Annotated in this window: 16 protein-coding genes; 8 read left to right on the forward strand and 8 right to left on the reverse strand. The window is 43.7% G+C overall.

Annotation, left to right across the window (positions count from 1 at the left end):
- Window positions 1-42: 42 nt before the first annotated feature.
- Window positions 43-1422, reverse strand: coding sequence for a 1-acyl-sn-glycerol-3-phosphate acyltransferase (locus tag V7K85_RS04155; protein WP_334811383.1), 1380 nt, complete (start codon window positions 1420-1422; stop codon window positions 43-45).
- A gap of 150 nt (window positions 1423-1572) precedes the next feature.
- On the opposite strand from V7K85_RS04155, the gene proS reads away from it, so the two are divergent.
- Window positions 1573-3636, forward strand: a complete 2064-nt coding sequence (proS, locus tag V7K85_RS04160) for a proline--tRNA ligase (RefSeq protein ID WP_334811384.1) — start codon at window positions 1573-1575, stop codon at window positions 3634-3636.
- Window positions 3637-3941: 305 nt separating this feature from the next.
- The gene (locus V7K85_RS04165) at window positions 3942-4556 is read left to right on the forward strand and encodes a GerMN domain-containing protein (RefSeq protein ID WP_334811385.1); all 615 of its coding nucleotides are present in this window, start codon (window positions 3942-3944) and stop codon (window positions 4554-4556) included.
- Between the two features lie 79 nt (window positions 4557-4635).
- Here V7K85_RS04165 and V7K85_RS04170 read toward each other — a convergent pair whose 3' ends face one another.
- The 3 genes from V7K85_RS04170 to efp all read right to left on the reverse strand — a co-directional run bounded on the left by V7K85_RS04170 (window position 4636) and on the right by efp (window position 6284).
- A complete protein-coding gene (locus V7K85_RS04170) occupies window positions 4636-4983 on the reverse strand; it encodes an ArsR/SmtB family transcription factor (RefSeq protein WP_334811386.1) in 348 nt (115 codons plus the stop codon).
- A 76-nt stretch (window positions 4984-5059) separates the two neighbouring features.
- Window positions 5060-5617 (reverse strand): acetyl-CoA carboxylase biotin carboxyl carrier protein, encoded by a 558-nt coding sequence (gene accB, locus V7K85_RS04175; protein ID WP_334811387.1) that lies wholly within the window; start codon window positions 5615-5617, stop codon window positions 5060-5062.
- Between the two features lie 109 nt (window positions 5618-5726).
- The gene (efp, locus tag V7K85_RS04180; RefSeq protein WP_334811388.1) at window positions 5727-6284 is read right to left on the reverse strand and encodes an elongation factor P; all 558 of its coding nucleotides are present in this window, start codon (window positions 6282-6284) and stop codon (window positions 5727-5729) included.
- A gap of 208 nt (window positions 6285-6492) precedes the next feature.
- On the opposite strand from efp, the gene V7K85_RS04185 reads away from it, so the two are divergent.
- The gene (locus V7K85_RS04185; RefSeq protein ID WP_334811389.1) at window positions 6493-7599 is read left to right on the forward strand and encodes a peptidylprolyl isomerase; all 1107 of its coding nucleotides are present in this window, start codon (window positions 6493-6495) and stop codon (window positions 7597-7599) included.
- Window positions 7600-7683: 84 nt separating this feature from the next.
- Here the strand turns inward: V7K85_RS04185 and V7K85_RS04190 are convergent, their stop codons facing one another.
- On the reverse strand, window positions 7684-8265 hold the full coding sequence (locus V7K85_RS04190) for a Uma2 family endonuclease (RefSeq protein WP_334811390.1): 582 nt from the start codon (window positions 8263-8265) through the stop codon (window positions 7684-7686).
- Between the two features lie 88 nt (window positions 8266-8353).
- On the opposite strand from V7K85_RS04190, the gene thiL reads away from it, so the two are divergent.
- Window positions 8354-9376 (forward strand): thiamine-phosphate kinase, encoded by a 1023-nt coding sequence (gene thiL / locus V7K85_RS04195; RefSeq protein ID WP_334811391.1) that lies wholly within the window; start codon window positions 8354-8356, stop codon window positions 9374-9376.
- 136 nt (window positions 9377-9512) lie between these two features.
- On the opposite strand, the gene V7K85_RS04200 is transcribed toward thiL, so the two are convergent.
- Window positions 9513-10526 (reverse strand): type I glyceraldehyde-3-phosphate dehydrogenase, encoded by a 1014-nt coding sequence (locus V7K85_RS04200; RefSeq protein ID WP_334811392.1) that lies wholly within the window; start codon window positions 10524-10526, stop codon window positions 9513-9515.
- A 116-nt stretch (window positions 10527-10642) separates the two neighbouring features.
- On the reverse strand, window positions 10643-11269 hold the full coding sequence (gene nadD, locus V7K85_RS04205) for a nicotinate (nicotinamide) nucleotide adenylyltransferase (RefSeq protein WP_334811393.1): 627 nt from the start codon (window positions 11267-11269) through the stop codon (window positions 10643-10645).
- A gap of 403 nt (window positions 11270-11672) precedes the next feature.
- On the opposite strand from nadD, the gene murC reads away from it, so the two are divergent.
- From murC to V7K85_RS04225, 4 genes are all read left to right on the forward strand, one after another.
- Window positions 11673-13136, forward strand: coding sequence for a UDP-N-acetylmuramate--L-alanine ligase (gene murC, locus V7K85_RS04210; RefSeq protein ID WP_334811394.1), 1464 nt, complete (start codon window positions 11673-11675; stop codon window positions 13134-13136).
- Window positions 13137-13260: 124 nt separating this feature from the next.
- Entirely contained in the window at window positions 13261-14304 is a 1044-nt protein-coding gene (gene murB, locus V7K85_RS04215) for a UDP-N-acetylmuramate dehydrogenase (RefSeq protein ID WP_334811395.1), read from the forward strand.
- Between the two features lie 186 nt (window positions 14305-14490).
- Window positions 14491-14838, forward strand: a complete 348-nt coding sequence (locus tag V7K85_RS04220; RefSeq protein ID WP_094349894.1) for a YbaB/EbfC family nucleoid-associated protein — start codon at window positions 14491-14493, stop codon at window positions 14836-14838.
- Between the two features lie 178 nt (window positions 14839-15016).
- Window positions 15017-15526 (forward strand): low molecular weight protein-tyrosine-phosphatase, encoded by a 510-nt coding sequence (locus tag V7K85_RS04225; RefSeq protein WP_334811396.1) that lies wholly within the window; start codon window positions 15017-15019, stop codon window positions 15524-15526.
- Between the two features lie 103 nt (window positions 15527-15629).
- Here the strand turns inward: V7K85_RS04225 and V7K85_RS04230 are convergent, their stop codons facing one another.
- On the reverse strand, window positions 15630-16313 hold the full coding sequence (locus tag V7K85_RS04230) for a response regulator transcription factor (protein ID WP_334811397.1): 684 nt from the start codon (window positions 16311-16313) through the stop codon (window positions 15630-15632).
- Between the last annotated feature and the right edge of the window lie 383 nt (window positions 16314-16696).

Here is a 16696-nt window from a genome sequence, read left to right on the forward strand (position 1 = left end):
ATTTTTACACTGCAATAGTGAGGTTTACCCTCATCTTTATTTTCAAATCAATCCTTCCAACGCGTGTTGCAAATCATTTGTCACTTCAGCAACAGCTTGCCTAGCACCTAAACGATTTTCCTTATAAGCTGGGTAATGCTCAGAAATAGATATGGGTTCACCCACAGTAATTTTGACTTTTTGCTTACCCAATTGCGGACGCTGAACAGTTTTATTGCCTTTGATTTTAGCAATCATCTGCCATAAAATTAAAGTTGTCTCAGCAAACCTTTCTACAGTTGGATTTTCACGAATATAATTACCAGAAACTGCTACAAAACTTTCTACTAAACGCATATGCCACATCCGTGCATTCGCTTCTTCCGCAACGCGATCGCCTAAAGCTTTTTCGACAGCAGACACTCCTTTTACATCCTTAAATTCTTCTCTAAATATATAATTCCAACCAGCTTGTTCTACCCGCCGACAACGGTCAGTCAAATTCCCTTTTGGCTGCAAGTCAAAATACTGTTCTGATATTTGTAGCGCTGCATTTAATAAAGCTTGCAAACGAACTGCTAACGCTTCATTTCTATCTTCAATTTCTCCGACTATTTTGGCATCCGGCAGCTTTTGATGATAAAAACGCGTGTAAAATTGTTCCATCAGCAAAAGTAAATGCTCTGCCAAAGTCAACAACCGGGGATAAAGCGACTCCACAGAAGCATGTTCTGATGGATTCACAGGTAAACCACTAGCCGCTTCCAATTCACTTAAAAGATTGGCGATCGCATCCCAAGGAGCATCAACGTAACTATATTTAATCCCAACTGGTACAATTAGAACCTGTTGGTCGCGTCCAGCTTTGTGCAAATCTTCAGCACACCAAAAGCCTAATTGGGCAATACCAGGTTCTAAGGGGCTAATATTCTCTGATAAACCATTGGTAGCACCTTCTGGCGCAGCAGCCATCGGGAATTTCCCATTGGCAAACAAGTCACGCGCCGAACGTAACCCCGTCCAGTCAGCCTTACCCCGCTGAATCGGAGTACCACCTAAATGAGAAGCAATCCAGCCAACGTGGGCACCTGCCCATAGAGGAATGCCGCGATCGTAGATAAAATGAGCGTGAATCGGAAATTCTAGCGCTGTGCCTTGCGATCGTGCTACCTTTGGCGCGAGTTGAGATAGCAAGTAACCTAAACAAAGTGGATCGTCTGTTTTCGGATGGCGAAATGCCAGCATAAAACGGATCTTACCCTCCTGAAACTGGCGATAAACATCCACCAGAACCTCTACGTTGTCTGCTTCAATTTGGGTAATAGCTGTTTGCCAGTTTATCCAACTGGGTAGCAACAGATGAACAACTCGTAGTAATAAGGGGTTAAACGCCGGCGGAATAAATTCTAAGGGTGCTTGTGCTTGATAAATTACATCTGCCAAGGTAGTTCTCTCCTAAAGTTGTGATCAAAAAAGGCGGAAAGCTATAAATAAAAATGAAAAAGAAATAACACTGTATACTTTGTACTTCATCCTTAATACTTCATACTTTAGTTGACATAGAAATTAGTGAGCAAAGAAAGGCTATAAACGATGCGACTGTCACAAATGTTATTCGTTACACTCCGGGATGATCCAGCTGATGCTGAGATTCCTAGCCATAAATTATTACTCCGTGCAGGTTACATTCGTCGCATCGGAAGTGGTCTCTATGCTTATCTCCCACTGATGTGGCGGGTACTGCAAAAAGTTTCCCAGATTGTGCGGGAAGAAATGAACGCTACAGGCGCACAAGAATGTCTTTTACCGCAATTACAACCTGCTGATTTATGGAAGGAATCGGGACGCTGGGACACTTACACCAAAGCTGAGGGGATCATGTTTTCCCTAATCGATCGCCGTGAGCAAGAATTAGGATTAGGCCCAACTCATGAGGAAATAATCACAGCGATCGCTCGTGATATGATTCGCTCATATCGCCAACTACCATTGCACCTCTACCAAATTCAAACCAAATTCCGCGATGAAATTCGTCCCCGTTTTGGTTTGATGCGTGGACGGGAATTTATCATGAAAGACGGTTATTCATTCCATGTCGATGAAGCCAGCCTCAAAGAAACTTACCAGGATATGTATAAAGCCTACAGCAATATCCTGCGGCGTTCTGGTTTAGCTTTTCGGGCAGTGGAAGCTGATTCTGGGGCAATTGGTGGTTCTGGTTCCACAGAATTTATGATTTTGGCAGAAGCTGGTGAAGACGAAGTTCTTTACACTGAGGATGGCAAATACGCCGCTAACGTAGAAAAGGCTGTTTCTTTACCAATTGACGCTGAAACCTCACGGTTTACAACCTATGAGAAACGGGATACACCTGGAACAGAAACGATTGAAAAGGTATGTCAACTGCTCAACTGTTCTCCCACCCAAGTGGTGAAAAACGTCCTTTACGAAGCCGTTTATGCCAATGATAATGTTTTGCTAATACTTGTCAGCATTCGGGGAGACCAAGAAGTTAACGAAATTAAGCTACAAAATGTGTTATCTCAATTTACTGATCAATATGGTAGAACTGCAACGTTTCCATCTGTTGATGAAAATGGTAAAGATTTAGCCATTATACGTTTGAAAATTTCTGACGTTGAATCGCAAAAGCATTGGGCTGTTAAACCACTCCCCTTGGGTTATATTTCTCCTAATTTAGGGGATTATATTAAAGTTAAAGCTTTAACCTACCAAGAATTAGCTACAAGTTTGCAACTAGAAGCAGAGTCTGGTTTATCTTTGCAGGTACTGACAAATATTTTGCAAGATCTGACACCAGACGAAAATGGCAAATATTTAGTGTCAGATGTCAAAAATTCTGCTCAACAGCTTTTGGCAAATCAGGTACTTCCTTTTGCGAGACTCAATAGCCAGCTAAGAAAATTGGAACTAGAATATCCAAAACTTGTACATTTGGTAGACAATACAGCCGTTGATTTAAAAAACTTTGTTACAGGCGCGAATGAAACTGGCTATCACGTAGTTGGTGCTAATTGGGGTGAGCAATTTCAACTACCAGTAAAAGAAAATAGAGTAGATGTGCGGAAGGCCAGACCAGGCGATCGCGCCACCCGTAACTCAGAACAAACCTTACAAAGCGCCCGTGGAATTGAAGCAGGTCACATCTTCCAATTAGGTACTAAATATTCTGAAGCGATGGGAGCAACTTATACCAATGAACAGGGTGAAGAAAAGCCACTAATTATGGGTTGTTTTGGTGTAGGTGTGTCACGACTAGCACAAGCCGCCGTAGAGCAATCTTACGATAAAGATGGGATTATTTGGCCAGTAGCGATCGCACCTTATCACGCGATCGTCACAATTCCTAACATTAAGGATGCTCAACAAATCGAAATCGCCCAAAAACTCTACACAGAACTGAATCAAGCGGGAATTGAAACCCTATTAGATGACCGCGATGAACGGGCGGGAGTGAAATTTAAAGATGCTGACTTGATTGGCATCCCTTATCGGATTGTAACCGGGCGGGCGATCGCTAATGGTAAAGTCGAAGTTGTAGAAAGAGCAACTCGTAAATCTGAAGAAATCGTCATTGATGAAGTTACAACAACACTTCATAAGTGGATTACGGCAGCAATAGAGGGTAAAGATTAAACGCAGAGGGGCGCAAAGGGACTTTTGTGAGAAATACTCAGCGTTCCTGTGCGTTCCTCTGCTTTGTAAATTTAATCTTCAATCATCTCCAAAAAGAATGAGATTTACATAATTTGGTAGGTGACGGACTAGAAGTAAAAATTCTAAAATTGAATCAGGGACTTTGCAGAATTAAAAATAATCGCATTTTGATGCATAAAGTCTTTTCCAGGTTGTGGGAAACTCTGCACTTGTAAGTATCGTCTTTAACCAGGCTGCTCCTCACATAACTACCATATCAGCCCTCAGTTAGGAAGGTTTTGAACATGAAAGACCAACAAGGATCTAATCGTATTTCTTCAGGCGCAATTGCAGCCGTGTCAGCAGTGGTTGTAGCGGTGGGTGGCGGCGTAGCTTGGTTTACTTCCCACTCCAGTAATACTCCCACACCGTCAAACCCCTCTCAACAAATCGCTCAACCAGTACAGCCATCAACTAGGCAGCCAGTTAATGAGCAAACGCCTAACGTTTATTGGCTAAGACCAAAGGACAAAAATATTGCTTTGGTTCCCCAGCCCGTTAAAGTGGCTTCTGTACTACCCAACCAGCCTTTAGAAGCAGCTTTTCAAAGTTTGTTAGCAGGCCCACCAACAGGAGGGACAGATTCAACAACTATCCCCAGAACAACCAAACTTTTGGGGTTGAAGTCAGAAAATAACGAGGTTCACGTTAATTTATCTGAAGATTTTACCAGCGGTGGTGGTAGCACCTCAATGATCGGTCGCGTAGGACAAGTTGTTTATACTGCGACAACTTTAAATCCCAAAGCGAAGGTGTACATTGACGTAAACGGAAAACCGTTGGATGTTTTAGGTGGTGAGGGTCTAGAGTTAGAACAGCCACTAACTCGTGAAAGCTTTCAGAAAAATTATCCGCTTTAAAAAAGTTAGGAGTTAGAAGTTAGGAGTGAGGAGTTTTAACTCATAACTCATAACTCATAACTCATAACTTTTATTAAGCTTAACGATTGCTATTTAACACACGAAAGTTACGGGCTTGCTGTTCTAACCTTGTGGCGAGGCGATCGCAAACCCGATTACACAAATCAAAAATCATTTGATCTTCCACCCGGTAATAGGCGCAAGTTCCTTCACTGCGGCGGCTAAGGATACCTGCTTGCCACATTACCTTCAGGTGTTTTGACACATTTGCCTGAGAAGTTTGTGTTGCCTCTACCAATTCTTGCACGCATTTTTCTTCATCCCGTAGTAAGTGTAGTAGCCGCAGGCGCATCGGCTCACTTAACAGGCTGAAGTATTCAGCTACTTGTTGCACCACTTCTGGTGGTAAAGGCAACGTTTGTTTCATCAGGATTAACCCGCAAGGACTGAAAGTTTTAACGATGACTCATTTGGGATGACTCATTTCATATATAGATTAATACTTAATCAGGGTTAATTCGCATCAAAGGTTGACCATATTCTACGGCGTCACCATTTTGGAGGAGAATTTCCATCACCTGTCCGGAGACTTCGGCTTCGATTTCATTCATCAGCTTCATGGCCTCAATGATACAGACTGTTTGACCCTTGCGGATGCGATCGCCCACTTCCACAAATGCCACTTCACCCGGTGCCGGAGCGCGATAAAACGTTCCCACCATTGGGGAAGGCACTTCTACTAATCTCTGATCAATACTTGAGGGAGGATTTACTGACAACTGCAATTGTGTGCCAGTTCCAGTATTCTCAAACACGCGACCTGTGGACACATCCGTTACCTGACTTGCGGCCACCTGGTTTCCCAAAGATGAACCCGATGTCAAGCCCGAACCTACCACACCGCCTAAGGTCGCTTGACCTGCCGACAACACCTGATTGCTGATGCTCACAGCCTTACGGACTGTTAGTTCAAAGTCATCGCTTTTGAGCGTAACTTCTGCAATATCTGTTTGTGCGATAGTTGCCAGTAGTTGGCGGATTTCATTAAAGTCCAATGGCACAGTTTTTATTACCTCGACCTATCCGTAAATTAGCATCTTAAGTGTGGCAGGGATTTAATCCCTATGTAGGGATTTCAATCGGGAGCAAGCATCTCCGGAGATATGAAAGTTATTCCCTGCTAATATATTTATCTTCCTGAGTATCAACTCGGATGCGTTCTCCTTGGGAAATAAACAAAGGAACCATTACAATTGCACCAGTTTCCAGAGTTGCTGGTTTTGAGCCACCTGTGGCAGTATCACCTTTTAAACCTGGATCTGTTTGGATAATTTCCAGAACCACAGACTTAGGCAATTCTACTCCCAGTACTTGTTCGCCCCACCGGATCACTTCGGCTTCCATACCTTCCTTGAGATATTTGACGCGATCGCCAATTTGTGTGCGGGTCAATCTACCTTCTTCGTAGGTTTCCATATCCATAAAGACGAACTCATCGCCCTCTTTATAGGTATGCTGCATCGTGCTTTTTTCTAGGGTGGCTTGCGGCACTGTTTCCCCGGCTCGGAACGTTTTTTCCATCACGCTCCCACTCTGGACATTTTTTAACTTAGTTCGTACAAAGGCGGAACCTTTGCCTGGCTTGACGTGCAGGAATTCAAGCACTCGCCATACAGACCCATCTAATACAATTGAAACACCGGGTCGAAAGTCGTTACTGGAGATCATGAAACTTTCAAATTTTGGAAGACAATCGGCATTTATTGTACCCTTCTAGGGTCGTCATTGGGCATTTGTCATTAGTTGGTTGTCATTTGTCATTAGTTTCTCCTCTGCTCCCCTGCCCTAGACCTCTGCTCCACTCAGCACCTAACGTGGGAAGATTATTGATGGGTTACGTCCAGTCAACAATTTAATGCTGCATTTGAGTTATCCCATGCTTAACTTATTAAAATCCTGGCTGAAGAACAGCCTAATGGCAATACTGCTGGTAACAATATTTTTAGGCATAACTACAGCTGGGTGGACTCCCTCCAGTAGCGCCGCACTGCCAGCCGGCAACGCAATTACCGACGGCAACTCTCTGTTGCGGTATGCACTCCCGATAGATAACAAACCTGTGCGTCAACTACAAGCTAGTTTAGAGGACATCTCTGCCCAACTGCGGGCCAATCGGCGGTGGGGTGCTATTTCCAAAGACATCAGCAAAGCATCCCGCATTCTCGATAAACCTTCCCAAATATTAACAAGCGTTCCCAAAGAACGCCAACCCCAAGCCGAAGCTTGGATTAGCGAGTTGAAATCTGGGGTGGATAAATTGCAAGAATTGGCGAACAGCAAAGATAAAGAACAAATTCTGCAAGAGAAAGCTAAACTGCTAAATCTCGTCACTCAAGTAGAAGAGTCTATGGTGAAGCAATTCCCCTTTGAAGTGCCTGCCCAGTATAGTAACCTGCCACAACTTAAAGGTCGTGCCACTGTAGAATTCAAAACCAACAAAGGCGATTTGACTCTGGTAGTAGACGGTTACAGCGCCCCTGTCACTGCTGGTAATTTTGTAGATTTGGTACAAAGGGGTTTTTATAATGGCTTAGAATTTACCCGTTCTGAAGAATCTTACTTTCTGCAAACTGGAGATCCAGCCGGCAAAGACGTGGGTTTCATTGATCCAAAGACGGGCAAATATCGCGCCATTCCCTTAGAAGTCTTAGTTCAGGGTGATAAAGCACCTACCTATGGCATTACACTAGAAGAAGCTGGTCGTTATATCGATATGCCAGTTCTGCCTTTCTCTGCTTTTGGTGCAGTAGTGATGGCTCGTCCCGAAAGTGAAGTAAATGGTGGTTCATCACAATTTTTCTTCTTTTTGTTTGAACCAGAACTCACCCCTGCCGGACGCAACCTATTGGATGGTCGTTATGCCGTTTTTGGCTATCTCACTGAAGGCAGAGAAATTTTGGATAAACTGAAAGCGGGTGACAAAATTGAATCGGCAACTGTGGTTCAGGGAATAGAAAATCTAGTTGAGCCGCAAGCAGCATAAGAAGAGAGCAGGGGAAGCAGGAGATGAGACAGATGAGGGAGAATAATTACTAACTCTTAACTTCTAACTCCTAATTTCTAACTTCTAACTCCCCTGACTCAGATTCCCGACGGTGAACACCTGATCAACTGCGATGGCTAATTCTGGAAAAGTCCGTGATCCAATTTGCTCAGTGGCGGTAAAAACTGTTTCTTCATAAAATCCATCTTCCAGTAGTAACACCGTAATCTTCCCTTCTAGCGGGTCTACAATCCAATATTCAGGAACTTCTAAGGCCGCATATTCAGATCGCTTATGGCGATAGTTCCGTTTCACCGATTCTGGACTGACAACCTCTACAATTAGTAACGGCGGTGACTGAAATACTGCTGAGGCATTCAACAATTCTCTGGCTTGTTCCACTGTCACTACACACAGATCAGTCAACCTAGATTTATTTCTACCCGTTCTCACCCCACTTTCTCGAAAACACAGCCAAGGTGAGCTACAACTTTTGATTTCTGCGTCTAGCAATTGCTCAATAAATTTAGCAATCAGGAAATGTTGAATAGTAGGTGGATTCATAAGCTCCAGGTTGCCATTCACCAGTTCGTAATGGAAATCGCTACCATTATCATAGGTTAAGTACTCCTCAAACGTGATGCTGGTTACTGGTGTTGTTACCATCCCAACTGACTCCTAGACGATACCCATATCTTAAACAGTAAAGCAAATCATCAGTTTTCTGATAATTTTGCAACACGGAAAACCGATTGTGAACAGTGAATTATCTTCTCTACAAGTAAAAGATATTGGAGAACAAGGTCTTTTAGAAAGATTGCAGCGCTTCTGTCCTCCAGAAATTATTGGCGATGATGCAGCAGTGCTTGTGACTGCACCAGAGCAATCTTTGGTGGTGACTACAGATATATTGATTGATGGTGTACATTTTAGCAACCTCACCACTTCCCCAGAAGATGCTGGTTGGCGAGCTGCTGCTGCCAATTTATCAGATTTAGCAGCAATGGGCGCTTCTCCATTGGGAATCACTGTCGGGTTAGGACTCCCCGGTGAAGTTAGGGTGAGTTGGGTTGAGCGACTATACCAGGGAATGACAGAATGCCTGCAACAGTACAATACCCCAATTGTCGGGGGTGATATTGTGCGATCGCCTGTGACGACTCTGGCAATTACCGCTTTTGGCCAAGTTCTGCCTAATCAAATTATCCGCCGTTCTGCTGCTGTTGTGGGGTATGCGATCGTTGTTACAGGTGTTCATGGAGCCTCAATAGCTGGCTTAGAACTGCTCTTGCATCCCGAATTGGCAAAAAACCTCAAAGATGCGGAACGCACAGCTTTAATCCGCGCACACCAACGTCCACAACCACGATTAGATGTCCTACCAATCCTCTGGAAAATTTTAACTCCTAACTCCCAACTCTTCGTTGCTGGTATGGATAGCAGCGATGGTTTGGCAGATGCTATTATCCAAATTTGCCGCGCCAGTGGCGTTGGCGCTGTCCTAGAATGCAGACAAATTCCCGTACCAAAAACTTTTAACCATTGGTTGCCACAAGAGCAAGCCCTGGAATATGCTTTATACGGTGGCGAAGACTTTGAATTAGTGCTGTGCCTACCACAAGAGTTAGCATTAGCCTTGGTACAACATCTTAGTGAAGGTGCTGCGATCGTCGGCAATATTACATCGGGATCAACAGTCCTATTACACGACGAACAAAAAAAATTCCCCAGCCAAGTTTTGAATCTTAGCCAGGGATTTCAACACTTTAATAGTTAGTTAGGAGTTAGGAGTTAGCAGTTAGGAATTAGGAGTTAAAAAACTTTTAACTCCTCACTCAGCACTTCTTTACTCCTCACTCTTGATTCCTCACTCCTGATTCCTAACTCTTCACTCCTCACTCCTAACTTTTTAATTAAACCCACTTCTGGGCTACCAATTCTGCCAAATCCAAGACTCGTTGGCTGTAACCCCACTCGTTGTCATACCAGGCCATAACTTTCACTAGGTCATTACCCAAGACAAAAGTCAAGTTGGCATCAACAATCGAAGAAGCATCACTACCTTGATAATCAGACGATACCAGTTCTAGTACGCTATAATCCAAAATGCCTTTAAGTGGGCCTTCGGCAGCATCTTTGAGAGCTTGGTTAACTTCTTCAGTAATAGTACGCTTCTCAACCTGAACTACGAAATCTACCATTGAGACGTTCGGGGTAGGTACGCGCAAAGCAACACCATTTAGCTTACCTTTAAGCTCTGGGATAACCAGCGCCACTGCTTTTGCAGCACCAGTGGAAGTGGGTACAATATTGATTGCTGCTGCCCTCGCCCGTCGCAAATCCCGGTGAGAAGCGTCTAGCAAGCGCTGGTCACCTGTATAGCTGTGGGTGGTGGTCATCGTACCTTTGATGATGCCAAACTTATCATTCAACACCTTGGCGATCGGTGCCAAGCAGTTGGTAGTACAGCTAGCGTTACTGATAATGTGGTGTATGTTGTGGTCATAGTCGTGATCATTCACACCAACCACAAAAGTGCCATCCTCGTTTTTACCAGGAGCGGTAATCAGAACTTTCTTGGCTCCAGCATTCACATGCTTGAGCGCTCCTTCTTTGCTAGTAAATACCCCCGTTGCTTCGATAATTAGGTCAATTCCCCAATCTCTCCAGGGCAACTTTTCTGGGTTGCGGTCAGATACGCACTTAATGGTCTTACCGTTAACGATGATAGAGTTATCATCGGCACTAATCTCAGCACCCTTGATCTTCCCTAGCATTGAGTCATACTTCAGCAGATGAGCATTGGTTCTAGGGTCTGACGTGTCATTAATAGCCACAAGATCGATTTTACTATTCTCTCTACCCACCCAGCAACGCGCAAAGTTACGTCCAATCCGCCCGAAACCGTTGATTGCAACTCTAATCACAGTGTCTTGCCCTCTGTATTTATGCTTATATGTTGATATCGTTGACCCCAATCATATCGCAAAGGGGGGGAGCACTTATAACCATAAAGTGTTATATCAATAAAAAAACACATAATTTATTCAGATTTGTGAGAGTAGAGATTGTTGTTAGTGATATATAATCTCACGGATTCCGGGACTAAATAACGAATTGACTGGCCTTCGCGGCAAAATTTGCGAATTAGACTTGACGAAACTCCTACTAAAGGTATATTCAAGAGTTGCCAGTGAATGGTATACGACTGCTCCCTTAGTTGTTGCTCCACTTGCTTGCAGATTAATTTGCTTTGAGTTATAGTCTCACCACCTAGCAGTCGGGGTGCGATTAACCAATCACACATTTGTGCTAGTTCGTGTCCACGGTACCAACGGGGTAAGGTTTGGAAAGTATCCAAGCCTACAATCCAGTACCAGTGAGTATTTGGGTAACAAGCAGATAAGTCGATCAGGGTGTTAATGGCATAGGAAGTCCCAGAGCGATTTACCTCCACTAGTGAGATAGTAAACGCTGGGTTATCTTTTATGGCTAATTGCAGCATTTCCACACGATGCTCAAACAAAGCTGCTTCTTTGTGAGGAGGATTTAGGGATGGCACCCAAATTACCTTTTCAACGGATACTTGATGCAAAGCTCTCTCGGCTACGAGCAGGTGTCCCGAATGAATTGGATCAAATGTGCCACCAAAAATTGCTAATTGCTGCATCCAGTTATGCCTGGGTTTTATGCAATTGAAAAATAGTTTCATTACCAATGTACTATTGTAGTCAATTCACGCCTAGACTTGATGTAATTTAAAATCAGTTTCACTAAACAATGTATTATGTAGCCAATTCCAGTAAGGTAGCCAAAAATATGTATTTGACATTACAAGAATTTATTTCCCGATGCGGCCAAAATTTTCAGAATAATCTTAAGAACAGTTCAGAAATAGCAAAAACCTCCAACCAAGGTAAAATCATTCTGAACAAGCAAAACCAGAGCGGAAACATCATTCGGACATCAAACATGAACATGATATACGAGCAGTTACGGTAAAAATCAAATTCCTGTTATGATACGCGTGTCATTTGTGATTATGGTGTGGTGTGGTGTAAGAGGAGCAATAAATGACTAATTCTGTAGATTTTAGTGGTAGACCATTTCATTTCATTGGCATCGGTGGTATAGGTATGTCTGCTCTGGCATACGTTCTCGCCAAGCGTCAATTTCCAGTATCAGGTTCGGATCTTCGTCCAAATCACATTACGCACAAGTTGGAATCTATCGGTGCTCATATTTTTGGTAGACAAGAGGCAAGCAATCTCGAATTCTTTCGCCCTCAAGTATTGGCAAATGCAGTAGTATTAAATTCACAAGAACAATTACCTACTGCTACTAACTCAAAACTGCCTCAAGTCATTTGCTCAACAGCAATTAACAGGAATAATTTAGAATATAAAGCAGCACTGGAATTAGGTTGTCCAGTTTTACATCGTTCAGATGTACTGGCAGCTTTGATTGCCGATTATTACAGTGTTGCAGTGGCAGGAACACACGGCAAAACTACAACCAGTAGCATGATCGGCTATATGCTTCTGCAAGCAGGTCTAGACCCAACGATTTTAGTAGGTGGCGAAGTCAATGCTTGGGAAGGTAATGCTAGATTGGGACAAAGCCAATATTTGGTAGCTGAAGCAGATGAATCTGATGGTTCTTTGGTAAAACACGCTCCAGAAATTGGCATCATCACCAATATTGAACTCGATCATCCTGACCATTACGATACATTAGAAGAAGTAATTGACATCTTCCAGACATTTGCTAAGGGTTGTAAAACGTTAATAGGTAGCATTGACTGTGCTACAGTGCGCGATCGCTTACAACCTACAATCAGCTATAGCTTACACTCAGATACCGACGCTGACTACACCGTCACTAATATTGATTATCGTGCTGATGGGACCACCGCTTTAGTTTGGGAAAGAGGCAAAGCTTTGGGTGTGTTGAAGTTGCGGTTGCTAAGTCGGCACAATCTCAGCAATGCCTTAGCAGCAGTGGCTGTTGGTCGCGCCTTGGGCTTAGAATTTGGAGAAATTGCCAAAGGTATCGCCACCTTTGAAGGAGCAAGACGTCGCTTTGAGTTCCGGGGTGAAGTTGATGGTATTACCTTCATCGATGACTATGCTCATCACCCCAGCGAGATTCGCGCTACTCTCGCCGCAGCACGTTTACAGGCAAGACCAGGGCAAAGAGTCGTTGCCATCTTTCAACCCCATCGCTATAGCCGGACACTCACCTTTTTAGAAGAATTTGCTGAGTCCTTTACCCATGCTGATTTGGTTGTGCTGACTGATATTTACAGTGCAGGCGAACCCAATTTAGGGCAAATCAGTGGTGAACATCTAGCCGCGGAAATTGCTAAACAGCATTCGCAGGTAGTTTATCAACCAACTTTACCCTCAGTGTATGAGTTTTTGCTGCAAACACTACGCCCAGGAGACTTGGCGCTGTTTTTGGGAGCTGGGAACTTGAATCAGGTGATTCCTGAGGTAATTACGACACTTTGCGAACCTGCTAAAGCCACATCTTAAGTGGAGACTTTGCAAAGTTTTATTTCTGAGCAAAGTGCCCTTCTAGCAACGGTTCCATAGGTTAACTCTATTACCGTATCTTTGCGGTAAATAAATGTAAAAATTTTACCAATACAAAGTAAAGATGACAATTTACCAGGCAGCTGGAAACGTCTGCACAGTTTCTGCTTTGAATACAAAGAAACACCAAACAACTAATTCGGTGGAGAGTGAAGTAATTTACTTACCCGGTACTGATTGTGTGATCAAGCCCCAGGCTTCCTTGTCAGCGTTTACTTCCTATAGAGTCGGGGGAGCCGCTGATTGGTACGTTGCCCCCCGAAACTTAGAAGCACTGCAAGCAAGTCTTATATACGCAAAAGAACGTGATTTAAAGGTGACAACACTAGGAGCAGGTTCTAACTTGCTGGTGAGCGATCGCGGTATATCAGGCTTAGTCATTGCTACTCGTCATCTCCGCTTCAGCCATTTTGACCCAGATACAGGTCAATTAACTGTTGCTGCCGGAGAATCAATTCCTAGCTTGGCATGGGCGGCAGCAGAGTTAGGGTGGCAAGGATTGGAGTGGGCTGTTGGTATCCCTGGAACAGCAGGAGGTGCCGTAGTGATGAATGCAGGGGCACATAATAGCTGTATCGCAGATATGTTAGTTAGTGCCCAGGTACTTTCACCCGATGGTACGCTGGAAACTATTACCCCGGAACAGTTAGGTTATAGCTACCGGACTTCATTATTGCAAGGTGGCGAGTCTCCTTCCCTGGGGGACGCTACGCGAACACAGAAGCGTTACCAACGCATAGTCACCCAAGCAACCTTACAACTCGCGCCAGGTGCCGACCCAGCACAAGTTGTCGCAATCACCAAACAACACAAAAAGCATCGGTTAAGCACCCAACCATACAACTTCCCCAGCTGTGGTAGTGTGTTCCGCAATCCCAAACCTTACAGTGCTGGCTGGTTAATTGAACAAACTGGTCTCAAAGGCTACCAAATTGGTGGGGCACAAGTAGCACTACTTCATGCTAATTTTATCGTTAACCGTGGTGGGGCAAAAGCTAGTGACATTTTCTGTCTCATTCGCCACATCCAACATCAGGTACAAGAACGTTGGTCTATTCGCTTAGAGCCAGAAGTCAAAATGCTCGGAGAGTTTCAAGGTGCTTGTTAAAACTTTCAATTTAGGAAATGGGGCGTTGGGGATTTGGAACTGGGGAGATCAGGGAGATAGGGTGTAACCAATGCCCAATGCCCAATGCTAGGATGCATTAATTATTAGTAAAAAAAGAGGCAAATTACTTACCGCATCTATAATTGAATTTGATTTGTTATTCAACGCGGACGCGTACAAATAATTATGACAGGAAAAGGACAGGGATTTGGCTTTGGCTTAGGAAAAATGAAGGAACTGGCCGAAGCTTTTAAGAAAGCGCAGCAAGTTCAAGAAGGCGCAAAGCGACTCCAAGAAGAATTGGAGCAAATGGAGATTCAAGGAGAATCTGGCGGTGGTCTAGTAAAGGTGATTGTCAGTGGGAACCAAGAACCCAAACGGGTAGAAATTTCTCCAGATGCTTTAACCGAAGGTGCAGAAGTACTTTCCGATCTTGTGACAGTGGCAATGAAAGAAGCCTACAACAAGTCTACTGCAACAATGCGGGAACGTATGGAAGAATTAACCAGTGGGTTGGAGTTACCTGGATTTTAGTCAAGAGTGGCCAGTGCCGTGGGCGGGTGATGCCCAACTTGTACTCTTACTCTTAAAGCTTGCTAGTAAGAGCCTCTTTGAACAGGAGAAGCACCTAATGTTCAAAAGTCAAGAGTCAAAAAATCAATTACTTTAGATTATTGACTTTGGGCTATGGACTCCGTGAAACGGAATATTTATGCCTTACAAGTTACTGTTTGTCTGCTTAGGTAACATCTGCCGATCGCCATCGGCAGAAAACATTATGAATCATCTAATTGAGCAGGCTGGCTTGAGCAATGGCTGTGCCGACGCCAAAGGTGTACACATCCTCTGTGACTCTGCTGGTACATCTAGTTATCACGTTGGTAGCGCACCTGACAGACGCATGAGTGCTGCGGCTGCTACAAAGTTGGGAATTAAACTGCGTGGTCGAGCACGCCAGTTTCAAAAGTCAGATTTTCAAGACTTTGATTTGATTTTGGCGATGGATCAAGAAAATTATGAGAACATCCTCAGTCTTGATCAAACTAAGCAGTATCAGCAGAAAGTGCGTTTGATCTGCGAGTTTTGCTCTCGACACACTCTAAAGGAAGTTCCAGATCCCTATTACGGTGGTCAACAGGGATTTAATCGGGTTATTGATTTACTGATCGATGCTTGTGAAGGTCTGCTCACATACGTTACCAGCCAAAAACCAATAAGCTAAAGTTAAGAGTTAGGAATTAGGAATTAGGAGTTAGGAATTAGGAGTTAGGAGTTACTTTTTCTCTTGTTAACTCCTCACTCTTGACTCTTAACTTCTCACTTTTTTATTCCACCAGACCATGCTTAATCGCAAAACGCACTAATTCCGCTCGGTTGCTGGTTGAGGTTTTTCTCAATAAACTGCTAACGTACTTTTCCACTGTTCGAGGACTCAGGTGTAGCTGATGACCCATTTCGGCATTAGAAAGACCATGAGTCAATAACTCTAGGACTTCCTGTTCTCTATGAGTTAGGGATGAGTGCAACTGGGATTTCTGAGTTTGAGTGGACAGAGAATTATGGGTGTCCACCGCTTTTGTAGAGGTAGAAATGCCCAAATTTTCTTTATGAGAAAAGCGATACTCCGATTGAATGATTTGCGATCGCTCCAAAAGATTGCGGATTGCTGCTGCTAACTCTTCCAATTCAAAAGGCTTGGGTAAATATAAATCGCACCCTGACTGGTAGCCCATAATTCTTTCTTGCGTCTTAGTTCGGGCTGTTAATAAAATTACAGGCAATAACCTAAACACTGGTTGTTGACGCACCCGGCGCACCAGTTCATAGCCATTCATCTGTGGCATGACGATATCCGTGACAATCAAATCAGGATGATACTCATCCACCATAACCAAAGCCTGTTGACCGTCATTAGCCGTGATCACAGAGTAGCCAGACAGTTCAAGATAGTCGCTAACAGACAGACGAGTGCCCAAATCATCATCCACTACAAGGATCGTCAAGGGCATGAACAATACACCCCTAGCATTTTTTACTCAGAAATTTGCTTCTACGCGCTTTATCAGTGAACACAGGCAAAAATAGTGTTCTTATGTTTCATACTATGACAGGATTACCAGCTCATAAATGCCTTCAGGGTTGATTTACAAAGAAAATCTTAAATCCTTAGGAAGGGTTTACGAAGTTAAACTCACCTTTGCTCCCCTGTGCTTGGGAGGCACAGAGAGCTTTGTAATTTGTAACAACTGCTCAATCTGGCAGAGTAAATGCTCAACATAGTGTAAATTAATATTGACATACATTAATAATTTGCCAAAAGCTAATTGAGATGTGAAAACTGGCGACTCTGGACGTTATCCTTCTCCTGTAGTCGCCGCGCAAGGGATGGGTT

Source organism: Nostoc sp., assembly GCF_036917615.1.
Taxonomy (GTDB): Bacteria; Cyanobacteriota; Cyanobacteriia; order Cyanobacteriales; family Nostocaceae; genus Nostoc.

Coding starts and splice junctions, on each gene's coding strand:
- proS (WP_334811384.1), top strand. CDS start 1,573: ATGCGACTGTCACAAATGTTATTCGTTACACTCCGGGATGATCCAGCT.
- V7K85_RS04165 (WP_334811385.1), top strand. CDS start 3,942: ATGAAAGACCAACAAGGATCTAATCGTATTTCTTCAGGCGCAATTGCA.
- V7K85_RS04170 (WP_334811386.1), bottom strand. CDS start 4,983: ATGAAACAAACGTTGCCTTTACCACCAGAAGTGGTGCAACAAGTAGCT.
- efp (WP_334811388.1), bottom strand. CDS start 6,284: ATGATCTCCAGTAACGACTTTCGACCCGGTGTTTCAATTGTATTAGAT.
- V7K85_RS04185 (WP_334811389.1), top strand. CDS start 6,493: ATGCTTAACTTATTAAAATCCTGGCTGAAGAACAGCCTAATGGCAATA.
- V7K85_RS04190 (WP_334811390.1), bottom strand. CDS start 8,265: ATGGTAACAACACCAGTAACCAGCATCACGTTTGAGGAGTACTTAACC.
- nadD (WP_334811393.1), bottom strand. CDS start 11,269: ATGCAGCAATTAGCAATTTTTGGTGGCACATTTGATCCAATTCATTCG.
- murC (WP_334811394.1), top strand. CDS start 11,673: ATGACTAATTCTGTAGATTTTAGTGGTAGACCATTTCATTTCATTGGC.
- murB (WP_334811395.1), top strand. CDS start 13,261: ATGACAATTTACCAGGCAGCTGGAAACGTCTGCACAGTTTCTGCTTTG.
- V7K85_RS04220 (WP_094349894.1), top strand. CDS start 14,491: ATGACAGGAAAAGGACAGGGATTTGGCTTTGGCTTAGGAAAAATGAAG.
- V7K85_RS04225 (WP_334811396.1), top strand. CDS start 15,017: ATGCCTTACAAGTTACTGTTTGTCTGCTTAGGTAACATCTGCCGATCG.
- V7K85_RS04230 (WP_334811397.1), bottom strand. CDS start 16,313: ATGCCCTTGACGATCCTTGTAGTGGATGATGATTTGGGCACTCGTCTG.